Origin of the sequence: Macrococcus equipercicus (assembly GCF_024205945.1) — a bacterium.
Classification (GTDB): Bacteria; Bacillota; Bacilli; order Staphylococcales; family Staphylococcaceae; genus Macrococcus; species Macrococcus equipercicus.
The window spans coordinates 732,970-757,194 of the sequence record NZ_CP073809.1 but is presented as its reverse complement, the minus strand read 5'-3'; the positions used below and the strand labels follow the sequence as shown (position 1 = coordinate 757,194).

Genomic DNA, 24,225 nt, shown 5'->3' with positions numbered 1-24,225 from the left:
TTTATTCCCCTCCCACAAATGCTTGATTCTGTTTAACATCAAACTCAGCAGGCTTGTCCCGGAACATTCTGATCAGAACATAGGCGCAAGAGAAACCTAGAATAGCGTACAGCATGGCAAAAGCGACGAGGACAAGTGACAGACCGTCTGCCTGTGTTGCCCCTTGAACCACTTTTAAATAGCCTCTCAGGAGCCATGGCTGTCTGCCCATCTCTGCAAGGAACCAGCCGAATTCAATTGACAGCATACACATCGGCCCGGTCAGTGCAATCATGTAAAGCATAAACGGATGCTCGGTGATAGCCGGCTTGAACTTTCTGAGCACTAAATACACGATTGAAATAGTGAATGCAAACATACCGAAGAATACCATTAAATCAAAGAAATAGTGAATGATGAGCGGCGGGCGTTCATCTTTAGGAATATCATCCAGCCCTGTTACTTTAGTATTGAAGTTATTATCAGCCAGGAAGCTCAGGACACCTGGAACTTTGACAGCGCCTTTTACTTCCTGGGTTTTAGGATCTAAAATACCAAACAGTACAAGGTCCGCCTGTCTTTCAGTTTTGAAATGCCATTCCATAGCTGCCAATTTTTCAGGCTGTTCATTATGCAGAAACTTAGCAGACATATCCCCTGCAATAATTGTCAGCAAGCCGAACAACAGACCGACAGTGATCGTGATTTTCAGGCCGTGGGTATGATAATCTCTATCCTGTGGAAACTTGTTGCGCAAAATTTTCACGGCCGCGATACTTGCCAGCATAAATGCTATCGTCATACCGCCGGTTGCTACGACATGGAACGCACGCACAAAAAATGACGGGTTAAGCATAGCCGCTATCGGATCGACACCGGTCATTTTTCCGTGCACAATCTTAAAGCCTTGTGGTGTATTCATAAATGAGTTCACACTCGTAATGAACAAGGCACTCATGGTTGAACCGATGATGATCGGAAAGTTAATGAGCCAGTGAAGCCATTTGTTTTTGAATCTATCCCATGTGTAAAGATAAATACTCAGGAATATCGCTTCAAAGAAGAAGGCGAATGTTTCCATAAACAGCGGCAGGGCGATCACCTGGCCGCCAAGCTTCATAAATGTCGGCCATAATAAGGATAATAACAGACCGATAATCGTCCCGGTCACGACGCCGACTGCCACCGTAATAGTGAAGCCTTTTGCCCAGCGTTTCGCCATCGCGATATGACGCGGGTCTTTCTTATAGAGACCGAGTCCCTCAGCAATCATAAACATGACCGGCAGAGCGACACCGATTGTTGCAAATATAATATGAAACGCAAGTGTCATAGCAGTAAGCAGACGACTTAGTACAACTGCATCCATCGATTTCCTCCTTATTGTGATTTTTATCACAAATTGATATATTTCTATTATAGCTAATTTCCATCCATAATTCTATTTATAAACTTGAAATAAATGTGACAATATATTGATTGATCATCTTTATTGTATTCTTCATCTATTAAAGCTATATTGATACTATTCTTAAGAAGGAGAACGACCAATGAATATTACCATCTATACACAGAACCAATGCCCTCCTTGCGCATTCATAAAACGTTATTTGGCAGAAAAATCTATTCCTTACACGGAAAAGAATATCAGAAACCCCCGTTACCGCCGGGAGATGATGGATTACGACGCGTTCAGCACACCTCTTATCATCATGGGTGACGAAGTCATCCGCACAGTGGATATAGCACGTATCGAAGCGCGGCTGCAGGAGGTGCAGCATGATTGAGCTTGCCATACGGACTTTATTAAAACTTAAGCCCCGCTTCCTCTATGCCAGGGCTGATGATGTTAAAGTCAAGACTTATAGAATACCGCTGCTGCACAACCAGCATGCACGGCCGTTTCGAATCGTTCATATTTCCGACCTTCATATCGGTTTTAATTATACATATGAGGATTTAATCGAGCATATTAATAAAGTGAACACGCTTCGCCCGGACATCGTCATGATTACCGGCGACCTGTTTGACCGGATCGATCGCTATAAAGGAAAACCTCAAGCTTTCTCGCCGCTGCTCCGGACCATTCAGGCACCATCCGGCGTTTATTTTTCTTACGGCAACCACGACCAGCGCAGCAGCCGGACCCATAAAATACAGCAGGTCATCGAAGACAGCGGCATTCACCTGATGAATAATTTCGGCCGGACCATTGACTATGATGGAGAAGCCATCTATATTAGCGGCATTGATGACGTGTTAAACAGTAAAGGCAATGTCACACAGGCGCTGAAAAACAGGACCGACTCCCACGATTTCACTATTATGATGGTTCATGAGCCTGATTTTGCTGATTACGTCAAACGCTTTGACGTCGATCTACAGCTGTCGGGACACACGCACGGTGGTCAGATCAGACTACCACTGCTGGGCGCCCCTATCCTGCCGGCACTGGGAAAAAAATATGTGCGCGGCCTCTATCAGCTGATGCATCATCATCATTCAATGATGCTCCATGTGTCTCCGGGTCTCGGGACAACGCATTTGCCCATCCGTTTTTTCTGCCCGCCAGAGATCACTGTGCTCGAGCTGACAACAAAAGAAGCCGAGTAAACAATTCGTTTACTCGGCTTCTTTTTTATATACGGTTAACCAGTTCCACGACTTCTTCCTGAGTCGCACAATTGATTGCCTGTTCCGCTAATTTTTTCATTTCTGTCTGATTTAAATTCTTAATCTGGCGGCGGGCTTTCAAGATGCTGGTCGCACTCATTGAGAACTCATCCAGACCAAGACCAAGCAGCAACGGAATTGCTGTTGTATCGCCTGCCATCTCACCGCACATACCTGTCCATTTACCTTCTTTATGACTCGCATCGATAACCTGCTTCACTAAGCGCAGAATCGCCGGGTTATAAGGCTGGTACAAATATGAAACGCGTTCTGACATACGGTCAGCTGCCATCGTGTACTGAATTAAATCATTAGTACCGATACTGAAGAAATCGACTTCTTTTGCAAAAATATCAGCCATCGCAGCAGTCGATGGAATTTCCACCATAATGCCGAGTTCAATAGTATCTGATACTTTCACTTTGTCGTCAATCAGCTTCGCCTTTTCTTCTTCCAGAATCGCTTTCGCTTCACGGAACTCGTTGATTGTTGCAATCATCGGGAACATAATGCTTAAGCTGCCATGCGCAGATGCACGCAGCAGTGCACGAAGCTGTGTTCTGAAGATATCCTGCTGGTCCAGACATAAGCGGATCGCACGATAGCCAAGGAACGGGTTCATTTCATGCGGTAAGTTTAAATACGGCAGCTCTTTGTCTCCGCCGATATCAAGCGTACGGACAACGACACGCTTACCTTTCATTTCAGAAAGCACGCGTTTATAAGCTTCGTATTGTTCTTCTTCAGTCGGCATGCTGTCTCTTCCCATATACAGGAATTCTGTACGGTAAAGACCGATACCTTCTGCGCCGTTATTGATTACGCCTTCTAAATCGTTAGGCGTCCCGATGTTCGCAGCAAGTTCCACGTGCAGGCCGTCTTTAGACGTTGTTTTGTCATTGACAAGCTGCTTCAGTTCTTCTTTTTCCTGAATGAAGTTCGCCTGCTTCTGTTTGTAAGCGATGATAGTTGTCTCATCAGGATTAATAAACACTTCACCTGTTGAACCGTCAACAATGACCATATCGCCGTGCTTCACAGCAGCAGTAATGTTTTTAGTCCCTACTACCGCGGGAATTTCGAGAGAGCGGCTCATAATAGCCGAATGGCTTGTCCGGCCACCGATATTAGTCGCAAACCCTTTGACAAATTCTTTGTTCAGCTGCGCCGTATCAGACGGTGTCAGATCATCTGCGATAATGACGACACTTTCATTGATGGTCGTTGGATTCGGCAGTGTCACACCTAATATATGAGCCAGCACACGCTTGGACACATCACGGATGTCAGCCGCACGTTCTCTCATATATTCATTATCCATCGATTCAAAAATCATCACAAAGTTATTCGCTACAGTCATTAATGCCGCTGCTGCATTGGACTGGTTTGTGCGGATATCATCTTCGATCGGCTGAATCAGTTCCGGATCTTCAAGAACGAGCAGATGTGCGTCAAAAATAGCCGCTTTGTCAGGGCCGAGCGCTACTTCTGCATTATTTCTAATTTGAGTCAGCTCAACTTTTGACTGGTTGATAGCCGCCTTAAATTTTGTCACTTCCGTTTCAGGATCAGCAACTGTATCATTAGTGTAGGTTAAGTCTGGTTCAACTAAAAGATAGGCCTTCGCGATGGCAACGCCATCGGAAGCCCCAATTCCGTTTAACATATTAGACATTATTCTGTTAAGCCTTCTTTAGTCAACACGTCTGAAATGGCTTGAATAGCTTCCTGCTCATCAGCACCTTCAGCATAAATTGTGATTTCAGCATTTTTACCTACACCAAGACTCATAACACCCATGATTGATTTTAAGTTAACTTTTTTGCCGTTGTATTCTAATTGAACGTCTGAATCAAACTTACTTGCAGTTTGTACAAGCATTGTCGCCGGGCGTGCGTGAATACCAGTTTCGTCAATAATTACATAAGATTTTTGTTCCATCGTTAAATTTCTCCTTTAGAAGCATGATTATGCAAATTTTTTTATATATAAACTGAAACGGTCTATACAGTGAATAGAATAACAAATTATAGCGTCAACTTCAATTGTTTGATATAGGATGATGATTTAACTCACCGTAAAATAAACACTCTACACATAAGTTATCACTTTGTACTATTGATTAATGCTCGTGCGACTTTCTCGCATTTATCGATATGTGCAAGCCCCATTTTCTTCATCATATAGTAGCTGACAGAAGCAGAAATCGCCTGGCCGACAATCGGCACCCATTTAGACTGCTTGGCAAGTTCGCGTTTTGCTACCGTCTTGAACAATGCTGCAACCACTGCTCGAGACATACGTCTGCCTATTAATTCGCTGCCCTGTTTAGCCGCTGTCATCATGACTTTTTGTTTAAGATCATCAGTCATGCCGTTCACCTGCTTATGGCTTAAACCATATGTCCGGTTGATCTGCTCAATCATGTCAGTCATCAGCTTCATGTCAACCCCGACATCCAGTCCGGGAATCGGTACAACAGCACCGGCTGAGCTCATCAGCGACTTGTTTTTAATCAAGTTCTCCGCCATCTCCCGGCGCTCTATCAGCTGCCTCTCGTCAGCAGGAAGATCATTTTTTATCATTGCTGTTTTTCGGTTGGTGCTATTTAAGTTTTTAGCGATTTTATTAATCATTGTATCCAGTAATCCCATGTCGCTCACTCCTTAATTGTTTAATCATTTATTTCCCGAAAAATTGATGATTAATCTAAAAACTTGATAAGCACGACTTTCAAATACTTGGAAGCCTTATAAGAATTGGTGGTTTTAAAGTCTTTCGGCAGCCCCATCACTTCTACAAATTCAAAGTCCCGCCGCTGTTCTTTCAGCGTTGTCTCAATCATCTTCTTGAAAGCATTCAGCGAGTAATCACTGGCATTTGTGCTGAGCAGCAGATAACCATTCGCTTTAACAAGCGGCACGGCTCCTTCAATCAGCTCATGGTAATTGCTCTTCACGCTGAACCGGCGCTTTTTAGAACGTGAGAAACTCGGCGGATCGATGACAATCAAGTCATATGACAGTTTTTTGCGGGAGCAGTATTTGAACATATCAAACACATCAAGTGTATAACGGAAATGATCATCCAGCGGCAGTTCATTCAAGCCAAAATTCTGTTCAATGAGCTCCAGCGAGCGTTTAGCGATATCCACACTTGTCGTACTCATCCCATTTTTAGCCGCTGCCACACTAAAGCCTCCGGAATAGGCAAATAAATTCAGCATCGTTCCTTCTTCTAACGGCAGCGCTAATATTTTGTTTCTCACATCGCGCTGATCGAGGAAGATGCCGGTCATCGGTCCTTCTTCAAAATGTATCGTATAGAATAAATTATTTTCCTGAATGATCAACGGGAACTCCGCCGGCTTATCAGTCAGGAGATGCGTCGGCACTTCTCTGTCAAATCTTAGTTTCTCATAGATCGTTTCATAGTTGAAGACGGCTTTCAGCGCTGTCAGTACTTCCTGCTGGTAGCGGTAAATTCCTTTTGAATACCACTGAATCAATAAATGTCCGTTATAGTTATCAACAGTGAAACCTCCAAGCCCGTCCCCTTCTCCGTTATAGATCCGGAAGGCATTCGTGTGACTTGCCCGGTAAAGTGATTCGCGTTCTTTATGCGCCTGCTCCATCAATGCTGTAAAATAGCTCTGTGTCAGCTTGACCTCTAAATCATCGCTCACCTTATAGCCGATGCCTCTATTTTGACGGCCGAAGTAAAACAGGCCGAGTGCCTCTGCCGACGCGTTCTTTAAAATAAAAAGATCGCCTTCATTTAAAGGGTCCATATCAAACACATCTGCTTCTTCGACGACTAAATAGCCATCCTTGTATTTCTTGCCATGCCGTTCTTTCAATGTTACTGTCTTCACTCACTTCACCTCATTTAGTTATACTTCACTATAACACAAAAAGAGTGCCGTAAAGGCACTCTGTACGTTCATATTACCACTGCACTTTCCCCAAAGTGCATTTCTCCCATCGCTATGTAACCGCTTTCCATTATATTATAATTAAAATACAGGAGAATGACAATACATAAAATGAGAGAAAATTAAACAATTAACTTATTACTGCTTAATCAGTACTGTTTCTTCAGATGATAGAAAAATAACGGCGTAATCATCAAAACCAGCAGGATAATGACAGGTGGAATAAACAACGACAAGTTAATGCCTTTGAACAGCATCAAATAGAAGGCAGTGATGATTTTGACGAATAAAAAGGTCACGGTGAGCAGCTGACCAAAATAACCCCGCTTTTTGAAATGGATCAGCGCGGTAAAGAATAAGTAGCCGATGACCATAAGCAGCAGACCAGCAAGATTGATCCATTCATAGAAATACTGCATTTTCACGACATTGAACTGACTGACATTGAAGAGCACACTTCTGTTGTTCAGTTCAATAAACGTCAATATTAGTATCATTGTCCCGAACAGCAGTTCAATATGAAAGAATTTGAACCACTTTGGTTTTCTCATCCATGCCGGGATATCTTCATCTTTTAAATTGATCCATTCGGCAAACTTCAGCCGCATTTTCTTAAGGGCGATCATTACTTTTTCATCAGCTTTCAATGACTGCCTAGACAGCTGCTCAAATGCTTCATTAGTCTGATGATTGATTGTATCGCTCACCAGGCGGTCGCGTTTTTTGCGGTGCACACGTGACAGCTCATCAGTGCTGTCCGCTTTTGTCGCCCGGTGCAAAAAGATATAGTTGCCGAGCGCACTTAATCCCATCACTGTCAGCAGGATGAAGAAGAAGTTAAGCGCCATTACATCGAGCGGCGTCACTGTGTTATCTGCCAGGCGGTCATAAATTCTGTTCTGCGTCAGTATATAGGCGACTGAAAAGAAAAACAGCAGGACGATATGATGCATCTTCCGGTAATCCTGATTCAGTCGCTTTCTATTCAATACATAGAACGTCAGAATGAGAAAGGACAGAAAATAGACGATTGTATATATATCGTAAACTTCAAACATCAGCACTGCTGTAAAGAGAAAAAGAAAGAATGCACTCAGCAAATAGAAATAAGCGATCAGCTGATCAAACTGTGTCGTCTTCTTCAGCAGTCTGCTGATATAAATGAAGCCCAGTCCGTATATCATCAGTATGGCCGCGTAAATGAGCGGAAGACTATGAATATAACGGCTTAATATTTTGATAAAAGCATAGTGATAAATACTGATAAAATCCAGCAGCTGTGCCATATGCAGTTTATTCACTGCTATTTCCTTGAAATTTACAATAGCGCTGCTATTGAATATGATAAATATTCCGCTGCCGACAAAAATCAGTCCCAATAAACAGCCGGTGATGACTTCTATATTGTTTTTAAACCATTTCATACTTTCACCTCATAACCATTATAAGGAAAAGTCGCGTGATTGTCCTTTGAATATGAAAATTTCAGTCTTAAGTATGAGATGTTTTAAAGGAAGACAGCAGGGAATAGATGAATATTAATCATATTAGGAGGAATTTATTATGACTGACGATAAAATTGAAGAATTCAAAGATGACGCTCAAAAGGCAGCTGGTAACGGCGCTGACAATAACTCTGAAACTAAAGAAAAGATTGACTCTTTAGAGAATGATCATTCCGGTGATGAACAGACTGAAGACGACGTCAAACAAGCATATGAGCAGTAAAAATAACGGCTGAGAATGTCTCAGCCGTTATTTTTTAGCGCACGATGCGCAATGTCTGTTCTATAGAAGAGTCCATCGCTTTTTATTTTTGCTGCGTTTTGATAGCTTGCTTCTACAGCATCCTTCACTGTCCCGCCACTGCCGACTGCAAGCATTACGCGTCCGCCGGCTGTCTTCCAGCCGTCCTCATACTTCAAGCCGCTGACATAATAATCAAGTTCACCGTTATATCCCTCAACCTTGATTCCTTTATCGTAAGCTGCCGGGTATCCCTTCGCTGCCAGAACAACGCCGACCACTGTATCAGCGGACCACGTTAAAGTGATATCCTGCTTTGCTTCCAGCGCGAAGATGATATCCATTAAGTCTGTCTCAAGACGTGTCAGCAGCACCTGGCATTCCGGATCACCGAAACGTGCATTGAACTCGATGACTTTGGGCCCTTCTTCTGTAATGATAGCACCGATATACAACAGACCGAAGTAATGCAGCCCTTCCTCCTTCATAGCTCTGGCAATCGGATAGGAAATCCGTTCATTCGTCTCTTTCATCGTCTGTTCCTTAATATGGGCAACCGGACAGTAAGCGCCCATGCCGCCCGTATTAGGGCCCGTGTCACCGTCAAAGGCACGTTTATGGTCCTGCGCCACACAGTCAAGCGGAATGATGAAGTCATCATTGACAAACACCATCAATGAAAACTCCTCACCTTGCAGGTACTCTTCAAAGACGACTTCTGTGTCACCATCTTTGTAAAACTCATGGACAGCAGCAACTGCCTCCTGCTCCGTCATAGCGACAATGACTCCTTTTCCTGCGGCCAGGCCGTCCTGCTTCAGCACGACCGGCCCTGAGTGCTCTTGAATATAGGCGAGGGCCGCTTCTTTCGTACTAATCATCTCATAAGCCGCAGTCGGTATGTTGTAGTGCTTCATCATCTGCTTGGCAAATGACTTTGAACCTTCCATCTGTGCTGCCTTCTTATTCGGTCCGAACACTTTAATACCGCGCTCCTTGAGCACATCAGCCAGCCCTGCGGTGAGCGGCTGCTCCGGACCGATGATCACCCAGTCAATAGCTTCTGCTACTGCAAAATCGGCAATTTTTTCATGGTCGGTCTCAGCAATGGCAGTGACGACTGTTGCGACATTTGTCATGGCATCATTGCCGGGAATAACGAAAACTTCCTCGACATGTACGGACTGGCTGACTTTATGTGCCAGGGCATGTTCACGGCCGCCTGAACCGATTACAAGTACTTTCATCAACTTCCTCCTAATGTTTGAAATGACGCATGCCGGTCATTACCATTGCAATGCCGTGTTTATCAGCCATATCAATAGATTCCTGGTCCTTAATAGAGCCGCCCGGCTGCACGATGCATGTGATGCCTGCGAGTGCTGCTGTTTCCACTGTGTCACTCATCGGGAAAAATCCGTCTGACGCCATAATGACGTGGTCATCAATGGCTGCCGCACGTTCGATCGCAATCTTTGCAGAGCCGACTCTGTTCATCTGGCCGGCGCCGATACCGACCGTATGTTTATCGTTTGCAAGTACAATGGCATTGCTTTTGACGCTCTTGACAACTGTCCATCCAAGTTCAATTGCCTGCCACTGCTCAGCGGTCGGCTGTGCTTTTGTCACAACTGTCATCTCATCCGGAGATAATACTTTTTGATCTTTATCCTGCACTAAATAGCCGCCCGATACCGAGACAAACTCTTCAGTTTCTTCGTCGCCGTGCATCTGTACTTCCAGCAGACGGATGTTCTTCTTCTGAGTGAGCAGCTCAAGTGCTTCAGACGAATACGAAGGTGCAATGACCACTTCCAGAAAGATTGCTTTCAGCTGCTCTGCTGTTTCTTTGTCGACTTCTTTGTTCAGACTGACAATGCCGCCGAATATCGACTGGTCATCCGCTTCATAGGCATGCTGAAACGCCTCGGCGATGGTTTCACCTGTACCGACGCCGCAAGGATTCATATGCTTCACTGCTACTGCTGCCGGCACGCTGAACTGTTTGACCAGCTGCAGTGCTGCGTCGGCATCTTTAATGTTATTGTAGCTTAATGCCTTGCCGTGCAGCTGACGTGCACCGGCGATTGTATTCGGGGCAGCTGAAGTTTTCACGAAACGGGCTGCCTGCTGAGGGTTTTCGCCGTATCTGAGTGTCGTGACTTTATTAGAGAAGAAATTGACGATAGCTGCGTCATAATGATTCGTATGATCGAACACTTTGAGCATGAGTGATTTTCTGAACTGATAGTCAGCTTGATCATGCTTGATCTTATCGATCACTGCAGCGTAGTCAGCGGGATCGACAACTGTCAGCACGTGCTTGAAATTTTTCGCACTCGCACGGAGCATGGTCGGCCCGCCGATATCGATGTTTTCAATGGCTTCTTCTTCTGTCACATCAGGACGTGCCACAGTCTGTTCGAACGGATAAAGATTGACGACTACTAAATCTATCAGCTCTATGCCGAGTTCATTTAAAGCTTCCAGGTGTTCCGGCACATCTCTGTCTGCAAGTATGCCGCCGTGAATATGCGGATGCAGTGTTTTGACACGGCCGTCCATAATCTCCGGAAACTGTGTCAGCTCGCTCACTGATTTGACAGCTACGTCATGGGCTTCTAAAGTCTTCTTTGTACCGCCGGTTGAATAGAGCTCATAATCAAGAGCGCTCAGCTCTTTCGCAAATTCGACAATCCCTGTTTTGTCTGAAACGCTTAACAATGCTTTTTTCATGATAAACTCCTTAGGAAATAATAGTCTTGATAACTCTCGGATATAGTTCATATTCCAGGTTCTGTATTCTGAGCTGCAATGTCTCCTCCGTATCATCCGGATAGATCGGGCAGCTCATCTGGTCGATAATTTTCCCGGTGTCCATTCCGCTGTCAACATAGTGGACGGTCGCGCCGCTCACACGGCAGCCGTAGCGGAGCGCCTGGCCTACTGCATTTTTCCCGGGAAAACTCGGCAGAATGGACGGATGGATATTGATGATCTGGTCTGCATAGGCATTAAGCAGCGTCGGACCGACTAGTTTCATATAACCTGCAAGCACGAGCCACTCCACTTTATCGCGGTGCAGCTGCTTTAAGATGGCCGTCTCATAATGCTCTTTATTATCATAGCGCTTCATATTGAAGACATGAACCGGCAGACGGAATCTGCGGGCACGTTCGATTGCGAAGGCGTCCTGCTGATCGGTATAAAGACCGGTGACATGAATATGGTCTAAATAGCCGACTTCTATGTTCTCCATAATTTTTTCAAAATTCGAGCCGTTACCTGAGGCAAAAATCGCGATGTTCTTCATGCTATACCCCCGTCAGTTCTATCGGGCACTGCTGTTCTTTAATCGTACCGATGACAAACGCCTGTTCGCCTGCATCGTTCAGTGACTGAATGATGGCTTCACTTTCTTCATGAGCTGCAATGATGCAGAAGCCGATGCCCATATTAAAGACATTATACATCTCAGCGCGGTCCAGTCCGCCCTCTTTCTGCAGCCAGTCAAAGACAGGCGGGCACGGATAGGACGTGACATCAATCACTGCAGCGAGTTTATCCGGCAGCACTCTCGGTATATTTTCGATGAAGCCGCCGCCTGTAATGTGGCACATCCCTTTAATGGAATGTGCCGCGAGCAGTGCCTTCACCGGCTTCACATAAATGCGGGTCGGTTCAATCAGTACATCAAGCAGTGTCCGGTCGCCGAACTTCTGTGAAAGGTCAGCTGTTGAGTCATGAATGATTTTACGGACAAGACTGTAGCCGTTAGAATGAATACCACTTGATGGCAGGCCGATAATGACATCTCCTGCTGTAATCGCTGCACCGGTAATATAATCACTTTTTTCAACCGCACCGACAGCAAATCCTGCGATATCATAGTCCCCTGGATGATACATTTCTCCCATTTCTGCTGTTTCGCCGCCGATGAGCGCACATTCCGACTGACTGCAGCCATCAGCAACCCCTTTGACAATCTGCTCCACCACTACCGGATCTACTGAGTGAAGCGCTAAATAATCAAGAAAATAAATAGGCAGCGCACCGGTTGTCAGTATGTCGTTGACGCACATGGCAACAGCGTCAATCCCTATCGTATCGTGCTTACTATAATCAATCGCGAGCCGAAGCTTCGTCCCGACACCGTCCGTTCCAGAGACAAGCACCGGTGACGTCATGTTCAGCGCTGAGAGATCAAACGCTGCACCAAATCCTCCAAGTCCTCCCAGCACTTCAGGACGCATCGTGCGCGCGACATGCTTTTTCATCCGTTCCACAGCCTCATATCCAGCATGGATATCGACTCCTGACGCTTTGTATGCTTCAGACATCGCTATACCCCTTTCGTCTTCTTTTCTTTTTCTTCCGGCAGCAGATGATCCACAATTTCAACCGGATAATTCCCCGTGAAGCAGGCATCACATTCACCATGTGAGCCGTGTCTCCGGTAAACGTCGTGCATTCCTTCGACAGATAAATAGCTGAGTGAGTCGACTTCAATCTCTGCTCTTATTGCTTCGACTGACTGATAAGCGGCAATCAGCTCTGCGTGAGTGGATACGTCAATGCCGTAGTAGCATGGATGCTTAAGCGGGGGTGATGAGATGCCCATATGCACTTCTTTTGCGCCGGCATTTCTCAGAGCTTTGACGATGTACTTGCTCGTCGTTCCACGGACGATAGAGTCATCGATGACAATGACACGTTTTCCTGCGATGACATCACGGATCGGTGCATGTTTCATCCGTACAGCACGTTCCCGCATCTCCTGGTTCGGTGTGATAAAGGTCCGGCCGATATAACGGTTTTTCAGCAGACCCTGTTCATTCGGGATGCCTGAATAGTCCGAGAACCCCATCGCAGCCTGCAGTGATGAATCCGGCACGCCGATGACGACATCGGCATCTACGGACATCTCTCTCGCTAACTGCTCGCCAAGTGCTTTTCTGACATTATAGACGGAATGCCTGTTGAACTCTGAATCTGGTCTTGCAAAATAGACGTATTCCATCGAGCATAGTTTACTGTCTCTATACTGCGAGTAATTATCTTCGACAAGCCCGTCGTTAGTGAACGTCAGCACTTCACCCGGCCGGACGTCACGAATATACGTCGCACCGATAGCATTGAAAGCGCACGTTTCGCTTGCCACGCAGTAAGCGCCGTCCACCATGCCGAGCATTAACGGACGCACCCCGTGGTTATCCAGCGCTGCAGAGAGACTATCCTTCCGCAGTACTAAAAAGGCGAAAGCCCCTTTAATCATGTTAAGTGCCGCCTTTAAATTCGCAGTCTCGCTCGCTGACCGTGCTTTCAGCAGCAGATGCCCCAGCACTTCAGAATCGCTTGATGTCTGGAATATCGATCCTGCATCTTCCAGCGCCAGTCTGATTTGACGGGCGTTGGTCAAGTTACCGTTATGGGCAAGACCAAGGTCTCCTTTTGAATGCTTGAATATAAAAGGCTGCACATTGGAGAGCTCAGACGCACCGGTCGTCGCATAACGGACATGTCCGATCGCGTTTGTGTAACCTGACAGCGATTCAAGCTGAATCTGGCTGATTGCATCGGGCAGTAGACCCATGCCGCGTGCGCCGAAAATATTTTCGCCGTTTGAGCAGACAATGCCTGCCCCTTCCTGTCCCCGGTGCTGCAGACTATGCAGCGCCATATAAGTGAGCTGTGCTGCCTGAGGATGATTCCATATGCCGAACACGCCGCATTCTTCATTTAGACCGCGGATGTCATACATGTTGAAACAGCCCCTTTCCATGTCTCACTGATCATTTTGACGTCATAATTAATCGTGCCGCCGTTATAGTTGATCGTCAGCTGTTCAGTACCAAATGTACCGATTTTCACTGCACCTTCAACCGGCTGCTCTTTTGCGATTAAAATATAGCGTCCCGGTGTTTCTGAAAAGAGCTGCGCAGCTGATAATTCAACAGTCACGTCAATACCTGTCTCAAAGTAGGCAGCAAGCTGCGCCAGTTTAACAGCAAGGCCTCCTTTACCAGGTGACTGGGCATGGGATACACTGCCCGCACGGATCGCGTCACGGACTGCTTGACCGCGCGTCACTTCCTGTTCAAGGTCAATTGTCTCTTCCTGTTCTGCAACGTCGTCATACAGCAGCTTCTCAAGCTGGGAACCGCCGAAGTCGTCATTTGTCTCACCCAGCAGATAAATATTCTCGCCGGCTGTCGGATGGTAATGATGCAGAAAACTGATGTCGTCAATCAGTCCGACCATACCGACAACTGGTGTCGGAAAAATAGCATCGCCCTTTGTTTCGTTGTACAGACTGACGTTACCTGATACAACCGGTGTATTCAGCACACGGCAGGCATCTGCCATGCCGCGCGTTGATTCTGCAAGCTGGTGATAAATCTCAGGTTTTTCCGGACTCCCGTAGTTCAGACAGTCAGTCATCGCCAGCGGCTCACTGCCGACTGCAATCAAGTTACGGTATGCTTCTGCGACAACCATCTTACCGCCGTTATACGGGCTGCTGAAGACATAGCGTGCTTCACCGTCAATCGTCGAGGCAATCGCCTTTGTTGTTCCTTCAACACGTGTCACACCAGCTGACAGGCCGGGTTTGATGATCGTGTTGGCGCCGACCTGCTGGTCATACTGGGAATAAGCCCAGTACTTAGACGCCATCGTCGGATGACTCAGCAGCTGAAGCAGCGTTTCTTCCGCATCAATCATGCTGTAATCATGTGTCACTTCGCGGTGGACCGCTATCCCTTCAAGCACGTAGACCGGTGCTTCGTCAGACAGCGGCTGCACTGGAATATCTGCATATACTTCATCGTCATAAGTCAGTACAAGACGGTCCGTATCAGTGACTTCACCAATGACTGCACTGTCCAGCTCATGATGCTCAAATAACTCAAGAAACTTCTGTTCTGTTCCTTTCTTAACAACGAGCAGCATCCGCTCCTGTGTCTCTGACAGCATCATCTCATAAGGAGAAATACCTGCTTCTCTGACGGGTACTTTCTCCAGGGTCAGATGCATACCGGAACCACCTTTAGCAGCCATCTCAGAAGAAGATGATGTCAGTCCTGCAGCGCCCATGTCCTGAATACCGACAAGCTCAGGATAAGTGATAGCTTCGAGAGTCGCTTCCATCAGCTTCTTGCCGACAAAAGGATCGCCAATCTGAACAGACGGGCGTTTGGCTTCAGATGATTCGTTCAGCTCCTCAGAGGCAAACGTTGCTCCGTGGATGCCGTCTCTCCCGGTCTTAAGACCGACATAAATAACCGGATTGCCTGCGCCTTTTGCTGTCCCTTTCTGGATTTTATCGTGGTCAATAATACCAACGCACATCGCATTGACCAGCGGGTTGCCGTCATAGCGCGAATCGAACTCAATCTCGCCGGCAACTGTCGGAATGCCGATGCAGTTGCCGTAGCCGCTAATACCCGCGACAACCCCCTGGAACAGCCGCTGATTCTGTCTGCTGTCCAGTTCGCCGAAGCGGAGACTGTTAAGCAGCTGCACTGGCCGGGCACCGATTGAGACAATATCACGGATAATGCCGCCGACACCAGTCGCTGCTCCTTGATAAGGCTCAATAGCGCTCGGGTGATTATGAGATTCCACTTTGAAGACCACCGCCTGATTATCACCGATATCAACAACTCCTGCACCTTCACCTGGTCCCATCAACACGCGGTCTCCTGTCGTCGGAAACTGCTTGAGCAACGGCTTTGAATGCTTATAAGAACAATGTTCACTCCACATCACAGAGAAAATACCGATTTCTGTATAGTTCGGCTGACGGCCAAGAATATGACAGACTTTGTCATATTCCTCGTCTGTCAGTCCCATATCTCTATAAACATGATTCAGTTTGATCTCTTGTGCTGTTGGTTCCAAAAACTTAGCCATATTACTTACCCCAGCTTTCTAGAATAGATTGAAATAATCGTCTGCCGTCATCAGACCCGAGCAGTGTCTCCATGGCGCGCTCCGGATGCGGCATCATCCCAAGGACATTACCTGCACGATTGACGATTCCTGCGATATCTTCTACTGAGCCGTTCGGATTTTCTGCATAAGTCAGTACAATCTGCTGATTGTCTTTCAGCTCTGTCAATGTTTCCGGTGAACAGTAATAACTTCCTTCGCCATGCGCAATCGGATAGACGACTGTTTCATTGTCCTCATAAAGATGAGTGAACTTCGTGGTGTTACGGATCTTCAAATGTTCATCCTTGCAGATAAAGCGGTGACTTTCGTTATGAAGTAATGCCCCGGGTAATAATCCGATTTCCGTCAATATTTGAAAGCCGTTGCACACACCAAGTACAGGTTTGCCCTCGTCTGCCAGACGTTTCACTTCACTGACAACCGGAGCTACACGTGCCATCGCGCCGCAGCGCAAGTAATCACCGAATGAAAAACCGCCGGGTATCAATACGCCGTCAAAGCCAGCGAGCGACGTCTCTCTGTAATCTACATAAACAGCTTCCATGCCAGTGTTTATCGCCGCATTCAGCATATCTCTGTCACAGTTCGAACCTGGAAATTCAATGACCGCAAGTCTCATCAGTTAGTCTCCTCTGCCTCGATTACATTGTACGAATATTCCTCAATGACTGTGTTGGCAAATAACTTCTCACTCAATGTTCTGACAATGTTATCCACCGCTTCATCTGATGCCTCGTCCACTGTCATGTAAAGTACTTTACCGACACGGATATCATTGACCTCAGGATAGCCTAAATCATGGACTGCACGCGTTAATGTCTGACCTTGTGTGTCGAGTACTTGACGCTGTAAAGTTATAAAGAGTTCAATCGTTTTCATTATTAAAGAGCCTCCAGTTTATTATAAAATGCGGTATACGTATCAATCAGTGAACCTGTGTCTTCACGGTAGACGTCCTTGTCAAAGTTTTCATTTGTCGCCTTATCCCAGATTCTGCAAGTATCCGGTGAAATTTCGTCAGCAAGCAGAATAGTTCCGTCCTTATCCTTGCCGAATTCAATTTTAAAGTCGATGAGTGATAAGTTCATCTGCTCCATCAGCCTGATTAAAATGCGGTTAATAATCAGCGCCTGCTCTTTTAATGCTTTGATTTCTTCATCGTCAGCAATGTTGAGCAGCTTCACATGATCCTCAGTAATAATCGGGTCGTTCAGTTCATCGTTCTTATAGTAGAACTCAACGATCGGCACTTCAAATGCCTGGCCTTTTGTCAGGCCGAGACGTTTAACAATCGAACCTGCCGCCTTGTTTCTGACGACTACTTCCAGTGGGATGATGTCAACTTTTCTGACAAGCTGCTCTGTTTCTGACAGCCTGCTGATGAAATGCGACGCGTAACCTTCTTCATTCAGCTTTTCGAAAAATTTCGATGTGATCAGGTTATTCAGACGTCCTTTGCCCGCCATGCTGTCTTTTTTAGCCCCGTTGCCCGCTGTCACTTCATCCTTATATTCAATGCGGTATACCCCGTCTTCTTCCGTAGTGAATACACGCTTTGCTTTCCCTTCATAGACTAAAGTCATTTCATCTGCTCCTCATAAATAGTCTCGTAGTCATTGGCTGTAGTTAAAATAGTGACGTGGCCCATCTTACGGTCATGCTTGCGCACTTCCTTGCCATACACATGAACATGCCACTCTGGATGCTCGCTGAATACATGCGCCATAACATCCAGATCCTGTCCGAGCAAATTATACATCACAGCAGGCTGATGCAGCGTAATCTGCTCCGGCAGGCCCCATCCTGCGACGGCTAATATATGGGTGTCAAACTGGGAATAATCACAAGCTTCTATAGAATAATGTCCTGAGTTATGCGGTCTCGGTGCAATCTCATTGACGTATAGCTTGTCCTCCTGATCGATGAAGAACTCAACTGTGAATGTGCCGATGAGTTTGATGTCTGCCATGATCTTCTTCACTTCATTGATGGCGTTCTGCTGATGCCGATGTGTGCCTGTGACTGTCGTTCTGTATAATATTTGGTTGCGGTGCACATTTTCCTGCACCGGAAAAAATACAACACTGCCGTCTGCAGCAGCTGTCGCTGTAATCGATATTTCTGACTGAAGATCAATCATCTGCTCAGCGACACAGAGGCCACTGCTGATGAACTCACGGGCTGACTCAAGCTGTTCAGCTGCTTTGACCACATACTGACCTTTACCGTCATAGCCGCCAAAAACTGTCTTCAGGATAAAGGGAAAGCCCAGCTGCTCTGCCGCTGTCTCCAGTGCTGCTGCGTCATCGACTGGAACGTACGGTACGACTTGTGCGCCGGCTGCTGCCACCGCATCTTTCTCTGACAGCCTGTTCTGCAGTGTGATCACCGCTGCCGACCCCTGCGGCACGTTATAGTTCTCAGTCAAGGCTGCGAGTGCTTCGCCATCAATGTTCTCAAATTCATAAGTCACACTGTCAGACAGTTCGCCGAGTTTCGTCAGTGCCGTCAGATCATTGTAAGAGGCATGAATGAAATGATGCGCTGAAAATCTTGCGGGACAAGTCTCATCCGGATCAAGAACAGCGACCTTGAAGCCCATGCGCTGTGCCGACTGGGCCATCATCTTCCCGAGCTGGCCGCCGCCGATAATGCCGATTGTGCTGCCGATAGTGAGTTTAGTTGAGTTCATGCTGCATCGCCTCTACTTTCCTGACCAGTGACTGCTCATAACTGTCTAATGCTTCAATCAATCGTTCGTCTTTCAGGCTCAGTATACGTGCTGCAAGTATACCTGCATTTTTCGCGCCTGCTTTACCGATTGCTGTCGTTGCGACCGGTATCCCGCCCGGCATCTGCACGATAGACAAGAGCGAATCAAGTCCTTTTAAGATTTTCGTTTCAATCGGCACGCCGATGACCGGCACCGTTGTCAGTGAAGCAATCATGCCGGGCAGGTGCGCCGCACCGCCTGCACCCGCAATAATGATATCAATATCATTTCGTCTGGCATTCTGAGCAAAGGTTACCATCTCGACAGGCGTCCGATGTGCAGAGACGACCGATTTCTCATAAGGTATATTAAAATCGTCGAGCATTATACAGGCTTCTTTCATCGTCTCCCAGTCAGATGACGAACCCATAACAACAGCTACTTTCATTGATTTTCAGCTCCCATACATTTGATGTTGCCATTTGATAAAGTGTATATTACTTGTATAGCATATCAACATCCCAGTATGATTTCAATTGAATATACGGACATTTTTATATTTTTTAAATTAAAATTTGATTTTCGTTCGTATTTAGACTTTAATTATGTTGTGATATAATAAAAATGTTCGAAATAAGGAGGATTATAAATGACTGCAAAAATTTTAGACGGAAAGAAGATTGCTCAGGATTACCGGGCGAACTTACAAAGTGAAGTAACCGCGCTGCAAGCGGAAGGCATTACTCCCAACTTAACGGTTGTACTCGTCGGTAATGACGGGGCGAGCTTAAGCTACGTCACTTCCAAGAAAAAGGCCGCTGAAAAAATAGGTATGTCATCAGACATCATCAGACTGGCTGAAGATACTTCAGAAGAAGACGTACTGACAGTGATCAGAAAGTTAAACGAGGATCCGACTGTTCACGGTATTCTTGTCCAGGTACCGCTGCCTCAGCAGATCAATGAGACGCATATACTCGAGGCCATCGCACCTGAAAAAGATGTAGACGGCTTCAATCCTGTCAATATCGGCCGTCTCTATGTAGGAGTGGAGACATTTATTCCATGTACACCACTCGGCATCATGGAACTGCTGAAACATGCAGACAGTGACCTCACAGGTCAAGAGGTCGCTGTCATCGGGCGCAGTCATATTGTCGGTCAGCCTGTTGCGAAGCTATTGACTGACAGCAATGCGACCGTGACACTGCTCCATTCAAGAAGCCGGTTCTTAAAAGAGACATTGAAGCGTTCCGACATCATTATTTCAGCTGTCGGTAAGCCGGGACTTGTCACTAAAGAAGATGTCAAACCGGGGGCCGTCGTTATCGATGTCGGCAATACTGTTGTAGACGGCAGACTGCAGGGCGATGTGCTCTACGACGACGTCAAAGAAGTCGCAGGCGCTATTACACCGGTCCCTGGCGGTGTGGGTCCGATGACTATCACGATGGTCCTCAACAATACGCTCATTGCAGCACAGCGCACTAAACAACAAAGGCACAACAAAAAATGAGCCACCTGATCAGGTGGCTCATTTCATGTAGTAAACGCTGGATTAAGCTGTGATACTCATCTTCGGACCGAAAGGCTCAAAATGAATATTTGTCCGGTCGATGCCCAGTTCATCGAGAATAACGAGCATACTTTCCATGAAGCTGACACTGCCGCACATATAAATCGCTTCATTGCCTGTCATCACTTGACGCAGTTTGTCCGCTGTCAATCTACCCGCTTCTTCAGAGTAGTTGAAGTAGAACTGGATGTTTTCTTGACCGTGAAAGGCTGTGATTTCATCTTTAAACGGTACTTCTGCGCGGTTGTACGCTGAATGGATGAATGTCACCTGCTTGTCAGCTGATGACTGAAGCATCGCCATAAGCGGTGTCATACCGACGCCGCCGCTTAAAAAGACGAGCGGCTGGTCAGCAGACTGCAATGTAAACTCGCCTGCCGGTGCTGATAACAGCAGTTCATCGCCTACTGTGACTTTGTCATGCAGATAATTAGAGACAATGCCTTTTTGAGCACCCGCGACATCGCGTTTAACAGCGAATTGAATGCCGTCTGTTACATCGTGCGTGCAGATGGAATAATGACGCAGCATGTCATTCTGCTCATCTTCAGGATGTACTTTTACAGTAATATACTGACCCGGCACTACAGCTTTCAACTTTATGTCGTTCACCGGCTTGACTGTAAATGACTTGATATGTGCTGATTCCCGCTTGATCGCTGTCACTTTAAACGGTTTGAAGTCATGCCACTCTTCTTCTTCATACAATGCTTTTTCCATTTGAATGAAGACATCCGCAATCTCACCGTAAGCCTCTGTCCATGCCGTGATGATGTCAGGCGTCGCCGCATCTCCTAAAACTTCTTTAATCGCATAGATTAAATGCTCGCCGACAATTGGATAATGTTCCGCTTTCACCTGCAGCGCACGATGTTTATGAGCGATTTGATTGACATTCGGCACAATCGCTTCCAGGTGGTCGATGTGTTTAGCTGCCGCTAGTACCGTCTGTGCCAGCGCAGCCTGCTGTCTGCCCTGCTGCTGATTTGTCTTATTGAAAATATTCAGCAGCTCAGGATGTGCTTCAAACAGATGAGCATAGAAAACCGTGGTAATTTCTTGGCCGTGCTGTTCCAGTACAGGTACAGTCGCTTTAATGATTTCTCTTGTCTGTTGCGATAACATGACTTTTCCCCCTAAAGATATATATTAAATACATCTTTAATATAATATGATTTGCTGCCGATGACAATAGAATTGCAATTTGTTTGTTATTCTGTAACAATTAATAGCAGACAGTCAAAGGAGTCAGTACTCATGAAATTAACTTTATACTCAGATTATTCGCTGCGTGTGCTCATGTATCTAGCCAGACAGGACCAGCTGACACAAATAGATGAAATCGCAAAATTTTATAATATATCTAAAAACCATCTGACTAAAGTCGTTCATAACCTTGCGCTTCTTGGATATATCACTTCCATCAGAGGACGCGGCGGCGGCATTATGCTGAAGATGCAGCCGGAAGAGATCAATGTCGGCGCCTTAATCAGACAGACGGAAGAGAACTTCACGTTAGTGGAATGCTTCAATCCGGAAACCAATACGTGTCCATTGATCGGGCACTGCGGGCTGCAGGCTGTGCTCGGCGAAGCGCTGTGGTCTTATATCAATGTGCTTGACCAATATACTGTCGCCGATGTCACGCCAGGCTATATTCGTAAAAAAAAGGAAATTGAGTGAAGGCACTCAATTTCCTTTTTATCTGTTTGTATAGTTAATGATTTTTTCTTTTGTGTAACCAGTCAGCAGGTCATTGATAATACTATCCACCTGTTCTCTGCTCACCGCAGCTACTTTGCCGCGGTAAATTTTCTCATAAGCCTGCTCCGGATGAATCTCATCCTCATTCAGTAGTTCCTCGAACAGCTTCTCACCCGGTCTAATGCCGCTGAACTCAATGCCGATATCTTCGACTTTATAGCCGGACAGCTGAATGAGGTTTGTTGCAAGGTCGACAATCTTCACGGGTTCCCCCATATCAAGGACGAACACTTCCCCGCCTTCAGCAAGCGCACCTGCCTGCAGCACAAGTCGTGAAGCCTCAGGGATGGTCATGAAATAGCGGGTCATGTCAGGATGTGTGACTGTGACGGGACCGCCTACTTCTATCTGGCGTTTGAACAGCGGGATGACAGACCCTCGTGAACCGAGAACATTACCGAAACGGACAGCGACAAAGTCCGTAACATTTGACTCTGAGTTCAGACTCTGCACGACCATCTCAGCGATCCGCTTCGTCGCTCCCATGACGTTCGGAGGATTGACGGCTTTATCTGTCGATACCATGACGAACTTGTTGACACCGGCCGCACCGGCCGCCTCGGCAGTGTTTTTAGTGCCGAGAATGTTGTTTTTGATGGCCTCTTTGGGATTGTACTCCATTAACGGTACATGTTTATGGGCAGCAGCGTGATAAACCATATACGGCTTATAGTCAGCCATAATCTGAAACATCCGGCTGCGGTCCTGAATATCTGCGATGATCGGAACGATATCAATCGTTTCCCCATATGTATTAAATAACTCCTGATGAATCGTATAAATACTGTTCTCCCCGTGGCCGAGCAGAATGATGCGCTCCGGACTGAATTTACATACTTGACGACAGATTTCTGAACCGATAGAACCACCGGCACCAGTCACTAAAATCGTCTGATGGGTCAGTTCTTTTGATATCATCGCCATGTCAAGATGGACGGGATCACGCCCGAGCAGGTCCTCGACCTCCACCTTTTTGATTTCACTGACTTTCAGCTGACCTGACATGACATTCTCAATGTTCGGCATACGATAAACTTCAATGCCAAGTCCTTCGCATAGTTCACTGATTTCCTTCAGTCGTTTTTGTGTCAGCGTCGGGATAGCGATAATGATTTTCTTGATTTTGTACTTTTTCACCAGTTCCGGGATATCTTTGACATACCCCTGTACTTTCACTCCCGCATAGATCGAGAGGTTCTGCTTGTTTTTATCGTCATCAACAACCGTGACTGGTTCCATCCCCATATAAGGTGTCGACAACATCTGTCTGATCAGCATCGAACCACCGCGGCCCGCGCCGACAATGAGCGTCGGTTTTTTCTTGATCGTGCTGTCAATGAACGCTCTCCTGTAAATGCGCCAGAAAATTCTTGAACCACCGATTAAAATTAAGTGCATCATCCAAGTGATAAAATAAAGACGTAGAAAAGGCGGTTTATGAGTGAACAGCGGCACAATGGCAGCTGTCACAGCAATAGAGAGGCTGACTGCTTTAACAATCATCAGCAGTTCATTGACACTCGCATATTCCCACGCTCTGTGATATAGATTGAAAAGATGCGCTGAAACATGATGAGAAATCAATAAAATAAGAGAAGATAACAGCAGAAGTTTAATCGTGTAGCCTTCAAAGAATGGTTGGAGCACATAAAACCCGACGAAAACCGATAAGCTCACAATGATGGAGTCAATAATGAGCAAGGTGACAAGTCTTTGCTTTGCAGTGATGGACAACAATATGTATACCTCCAGTAATGTCATGATGAAATGTAATAGCCGCATGTTGATGAACAGGAAATCACTTCGACTTAATTAATATTATATTACTTCCACGGATAAGGCAATGACTGGAAATAACAAATGAAATGGTTTTTTATTCTGTCT

The 24,225-nt window shown here is 46.2% G+C and carries 24 protein-coding genes; 5 read left to right on the top strand and 19 right to left on the bottom strand.

From position 1 onward, the window contains the following. Position 1 precedes the first annotated feature (1 nt). Entirely contained in the window at positions 2-1,348 is a 1,347-nt protein-coding gene (locus KFV11_RS03920) for a cytochrome ubiquinol oxidase subunit I (RefSeq protein WP_149458206.1), read from the bottom strand. A 181-nt stretch (positions 1,349-1,529) separates the two neighbouring features. Here KFV11_RS03920 and KFV11_RS03915 point away from each other — a divergent pair, with 181 nt between their 5' ends. Together KFV11_RS03915 and KFV11_RS03910 are read left to right on the top strand one after the other, a co-directional pair. Further along, a complete protein-coding gene (locus KFV11_RS03915) occupies positions 1,530-1,766 on the top strand; it encodes a glutaredoxin family protein (RefSeq protein WP_149458205.1) in 237 nt (78 codons plus the stop codon). Then, the gene (locus KFV11_RS03910) at positions 1,759-2,592 is read left to right on the top strand and encodes a metallophosphoesterase (protein ID WP_149458204.1); all 834 of its coding nucleotides are present in this window, start codon (positions 1,759-1,761) and stop codon (positions 2,590-2,592) included. Before KFV11_RS03915 ends, KFV11_RS03910 begins: the two co-directional genes overlap by 8 nt. A gap of 25 nt (positions 2,593-2,617) precedes the next feature. On the opposite strand, the gene ptsP is transcribed toward KFV11_RS03910, so the two are convergent. The 5 genes from ptsP to auxA form a co-directional block, all read right to left on the bottom strand. Continuing rightward, the gene (gene ptsP, locus KFV11_RS03905; protein ID WP_254250399.1) at positions 2,618-4,327 is read right to left on the bottom strand and encodes a phosphoenolpyruvate--protein phosphotransferase; all 1,710 of its coding nucleotides are present in this window, start codon (positions 4,325-4,327) and stop codon (positions 2,618-2,620) included. Next, positions 4,327-4,593: a phosphocarrier protein HPr gene (locus KFV11_RS03900; protein ID WP_149458202.1), complete on the bottom strand. Its 267-nt coding sequence runs from the start codon at positions 4,591-4,593 to the stop codon at positions 4,327-4,329. The genes ptsP and KFV11_RS03900 overlap by 1 nt, the downstream gene beginning before the upstream one ends. A gap of 164 nt (positions 4,594-4,757) precedes the next feature. After that, positions 4,758-5,306, bottom strand: coding sequence for a DUF697 domain-containing protein (locus tag KFV11_RS03895; protein WP_149458201.1), 549 nt, complete (start codon positions 5,304-5,306; stop codon positions 4,758-4,760). 50 nt (positions 5,307-5,356) lie between these two features. Beyond that, positions 5,357-6,526 (bottom strand): class I SAM-dependent rRNA methyltransferase, encoded by a 1,170-nt coding sequence (locus KFV11_RS03890; protein ID WP_170234505.1) that lies wholly within the window; start codon positions 6,524-6,526, stop codon positions 5,357-5,359. A 209-nt stretch (positions 6,527-6,735) separates the two neighbouring features. Then, complete coding sequence (auxA, locus tag KFV11_RS03885) at positions 6,736-8,010, bottom strand: lipoteichoic acid stability factor AuxA (RefSeq protein ID WP_254250398.1); 1,275 nt, start codon at positions 8,008-8,010, stop codon at positions 6,736-6,738. 139 nt (positions 8,011-8,149) lie between these two features. Between auxA and KFV11_RS03880 the strand changes: the two genes are divergently transcribed. After that, positions 8,150-8,314 carry a hypothetical protein gene (locus KFV11_RS03880; RefSeq protein ID WP_170234504.1) on the top strand — a complete coding sequence of 55 codons (165 nt, stop codon included), beginning with the start codon at positions 8,150-8,152 and terminating at the stop codon, positions 8,312-8,314. 20 nt (positions 8,315-8,334) lie between these two features. On the opposite strand, the gene purD is transcribed toward KFV11_RS03880, so the two are convergent. From purD to purE, 11 genes are read right to left on the bottom strand one after another with little or no spacing between them, the layout of a single operon-like run. After that, positions 8,335-9,579, bottom strand: a complete 1,245-nt coding sequence (gene purD, locus KFV11_RS03875; RefSeq protein WP_254250397.1) for a phosphoribosylamine--glycine ligase — start codon at positions 9,577-9,579, stop codon at positions 8,335-8,337. Positions 9,580-9,589: 10 nt separating this feature from the next. Then, on the bottom strand, positions 9,590-11,068 hold the full coding sequence (gene purH / locus KFV11_RS03870; RefSeq protein WP_149458198.1) for a bifunctional phosphoribosylaminoimidazolecarboxamide formyltransferase/IMP cyclohydrolase: 1,479 nt from the start codon (positions 11,066-11,068) through the stop codon (positions 9,590-9,592). Between the two features lie 10 nt (positions 11,069-11,078). Further along, positions 11,079-11,645 (bottom strand): phosphoribosylglycinamide formyltransferase, encoded by a 567-nt coding sequence (gene purN / locus KFV11_RS03865; protein ID WP_149458197.1) that lies wholly within the window; start codon positions 11,643-11,645, stop codon positions 11,079-11,081. A 1-nt stretch (position 11,646) separates the two neighbouring features. Then, complete coding sequence (purM, locus tag KFV11_RS03860) at positions 11,647-12,672, bottom strand: phosphoribosylformylglycinamidine cyclo-ligase (protein ID WP_149458196.1); 1,026 nt, start codon at positions 12,670-12,672, stop codon at positions 11,647-11,649. Between the two features lie 2 nt (positions 12,673-12,674). Continuing rightward, positions 12,675-14,093, bottom strand: a complete 1,419-nt coding sequence (gene purF / locus KFV11_RS03855) for an amidophosphoribosyltransferase (RefSeq protein ID WP_149458195.1) — start codon at positions 14,091-14,093, stop codon at positions 12,675-12,677. Continuing rightward, a complete protein-coding gene (gene purL, locus KFV11_RS03850; RefSeq protein WP_254250396.1) occupies positions 14,072-16,246 on the bottom strand; it encodes a phosphoribosylformylglycinamidine synthase subunit PurL in 2,175 nt (724 codons plus the stop codon). Before purL ends, purF begins: the two co-directional genes overlap by 22 nt. 1 nt (position 16,247) lies before the next feature. After that, positions 16,248-16,907 carry a phosphoribosylformylglycinamidine synthase subunit PurQ gene (purQ, locus tag KFV11_RS03845; protein ID WP_149458193.1) on the bottom strand — a complete coding sequence of 220 codons (660 nt, stop codon included), beginning with the start codon at positions 16,905-16,907 and terminating at the stop codon, positions 16,248-16,250. Then, positions 16,907-17,167, bottom strand: a complete 261-nt coding sequence (purS, locus tag KFV11_RS03840) for a phosphoribosylformylglycinamidine synthase subunit PurS (protein WP_149458192.1) — start codon at positions 17,165-17,167, stop codon at positions 16,907-16,909. The genes purQ and purS overlap by 1 nt, the downstream gene beginning before the upstream one ends. Positions 17,168-17,169: 2 nt before the next feature. Further along, positions 17,170-17,871, bottom strand: a complete 702-nt coding sequence (gene purC / locus KFV11_RS03835) for a phosphoribosylaminoimidazolesuccinocarboxamide synthase (protein ID WP_254250395.1) — start codon at positions 17,869-17,871, stop codon at positions 17,170-17,172. Beyond that, entirely contained in the window at positions 17,868-18,980 is a 1,113-nt protein-coding gene (purK, locus tag KFV11_RS03830) for a 5-(carboxyamino)imidazole ribonucleotide synthase (protein ID WP_149458190.1), read from the bottom strand. The genes purC and purK overlap by 4 nt, the downstream gene beginning before the upstream one ends. Then, a complete protein-coding gene (gene purE / locus KFV11_RS03825; protein WP_254250394.1) occupies positions 18,967-19,449 on the bottom strand; it encodes a 5-(carboxyamino)imidazole ribonucleotide mutase in 483 nt (160 codons plus the stop codon). The genes purK and purE overlap by 14 nt, the downstream gene beginning before the upstream one ends. Before the next feature lie 201 nt (positions 19,450-19,650). Here purE and folD point away from each other — a divergent pair, with 201 nt between their 5' ends. Then, positions 19,651-20,517: a bifunctional methylenetetrahydrofolate dehydrogenase/methenyltetrahydrofolate cyclohydrolase FolD gene (gene folD / locus KFV11_RS03820; protein WP_254250393.1), complete on the top strand. Its 867-nt coding sequence runs from the start codon at positions 19,651-19,653 to the stop codon at positions 20,515-20,517. Between the two features lie 42 nt (positions 20,518-20,559). On the opposite strand, the gene KFV11_RS03815 is transcribed toward folD, so the two are convergent. Beyond that, on the bottom strand, positions 20,560-21,702 hold the full coding sequence (locus KFV11_RS03815) for a globin domain-containing protein (RefSeq protein WP_254250392.1): 1,143 nt from the start codon (positions 21,700-21,702) through the stop codon (positions 20,560-20,562). A 132-nt stretch (positions 21,703-21,834) separates the two neighbouring features. Here KFV11_RS03815 and KFV11_RS03810 point away from each other — a divergent pair, with 132 nt between their 5' ends. Then, positions 21,835-22,260, top strand: coding sequence for an RrF2 family transcriptional regulator (locus tag KFV11_RS03810; protein ID WP_254250391.1), 426 nt, complete (start codon positions 21,835-21,837; stop codon positions 22,258-22,260). Positions 22,261-22,278: 18 nt separating this feature from the next. Here KFV11_RS03810 and KFV11_RS03805 read toward each other — a convergent pair whose 3' ends face one another. Further along, positions 22,279-24,102, bottom strand: coding sequence for a polysaccharide biosynthesis protein (locus KFV11_RS03805; RefSeq protein WP_436970216.1), 1,824 nt, complete (start codon positions 24,100-24,102; stop codon positions 22,279-22,281). Positions 24,103-24,225: the final 123 nt, after the last annotated feature.

Excerpts from the sequence above, each read along its gene's own strand:
- KFV11_RS03920 (WP_149458206.1), bottom strand. The coding sequence starts at position 1,348 with ATGGATGCAGTTGTACTAAGTCGTCTGCTTACTGCTATGACACTTGCG.
- KFV11_RS03915 (WP_149458205.1), top strand. The coding sequence starts at position 1,530 with ATGAATATTACCATCTATACACAGAACCAATGCCCTCCTTGCGCATTC.
- KFV11_RS03910 (WP_149458204.1), top strand. The coding sequence starts at position 1,759 with ATGATTGAGCTTGCCATACGGACTTTATTAAAACTTAAGCCCCGCTTC.
- ptsP (WP_254250399.1), bottom strand. The coding sequence starts at position 4,327 with ATGTCTAATATGTTAAACGGAATTGGGGCTTCCGATGGCGTTGCCATC.
- KFV11_RS03900 (WP_149458202.1), bottom strand. The coding sequence starts at position 4,593 with ATGGAACAAAAATCTTATGTAATTATTGACGAAACTGGTATTCACGCA.
- KFV11_RS03895 (WP_149458201.1), bottom strand. The coding sequence starts at position 5,306 with ATGGGATTACTGGATACAATGATTAATAAAATCGCTAAAAACTTAAAT.
- auxA (WP_254250398.1), bottom strand. The coding sequence starts at position 8,010 with ATGAAATGGTTTAAAAACAATATAGAAGTCATCACCGGCTGTTTATTG.
- KFV11_RS03880 (WP_170234504.1), top strand. The coding sequence starts at position 8,150 with ATGACTGACGATAAAATTGAAGAATTCAAAGATGACGCTCAAAAGGCA.
- purD (WP_254250397.1), bottom strand. The coding sequence starts at position 9,579 with ATGAAAGTACTTGTAATCGGTTCAGGCGGCCGTGAACATGCCCTGGCA.
- purH (WP_149458198.1), bottom strand. The coding sequence starts at position 11,068 with ATGAAAAAAGCATTGTTAAGCGTTTCAGACAAAACAGGGATTGTCGAA.
- purN (WP_149458197.1), bottom strand. The coding sequence starts at position 11,645 with ATGAAGAACATCGCGATTTTTGCCTCAGGTAACGGCTCGAATTTTGAA.
- purM (WP_149458196.1), bottom strand. The coding sequence starts at position 12,672 with ATGTCTGAAGCATACAAAGCGTCAGGAGTCGATATCCATGCTGGATAT.
- purF (WP_149458195.1), bottom strand. The coding sequence starts at position 14,093 with ATGTATGACATCCGCGGTCTAAATGAAGAATGCGGCGTGTTCGGCATA.
- purL (WP_254250396.1), bottom strand. The coding sequence starts at position 16,246 with ATGGCTAAGTTTTTGGAACCAACAGCACAAGAGATCAAACTGAATCAT.
- purQ (WP_149458193.1), bottom strand. The coding sequence starts at position 16,907 with ATGAGACTTGCGGTCATTGAATTTCCAGGTTCGAACTGTGACAGAGAT.
- purS (WP_149458192.1), bottom strand. The coding sequence starts at position 17,167 with ATGAAAACGATTGAACTCTTTATAACTTTACAGCGTCAAGTACTCGAC.
- purC (WP_254250395.1), bottom strand. The coding sequence starts at position 17,871 with ATGACTTTAGTCTATGAAGGGAAAGCAAAGCGTGTATTCACTACGGAA.
- purK (WP_149458190.1), bottom strand. The coding sequence starts at position 18,980 with ATGAACTCAACTAAACTCACTATCGGCAGCACAATCGGCATTATCGGC.
- purE (WP_254250394.1), bottom strand. The coding sequence starts at position 19,449 with ATGAAAGTAGCTGTTGTTATGGGTTCGTCATCTGACTGGGAGACGATG.
- folD (WP_254250393.1), top strand. The coding sequence starts at position 19,651 with ATGACTGCAAAAATTTTAGACGGAAAGAAGATTGCTCAGGATTACCGG.
- KFV11_RS03815 (WP_254250392.1), bottom strand. The coding sequence starts at position 21,702 with ATGTTATCGCAACAGACAAGAGAAATCATTAAAGCGACTGTACCTGTA.
- KFV11_RS03810 (WP_254250391.1), top strand. The coding sequence starts at position 21,835 with ATGAAATTAACTTTATACTCAGATTATTCGCTGCGTGTGCTCATGTAT.
- KFV11_RS03805 (WP_436970216.1), bottom strand. The coding sequence starts at position 24,102 with ATGACATTACTGGAGGTATACATATTGTTGTCCATCACTGCAAAGCAA.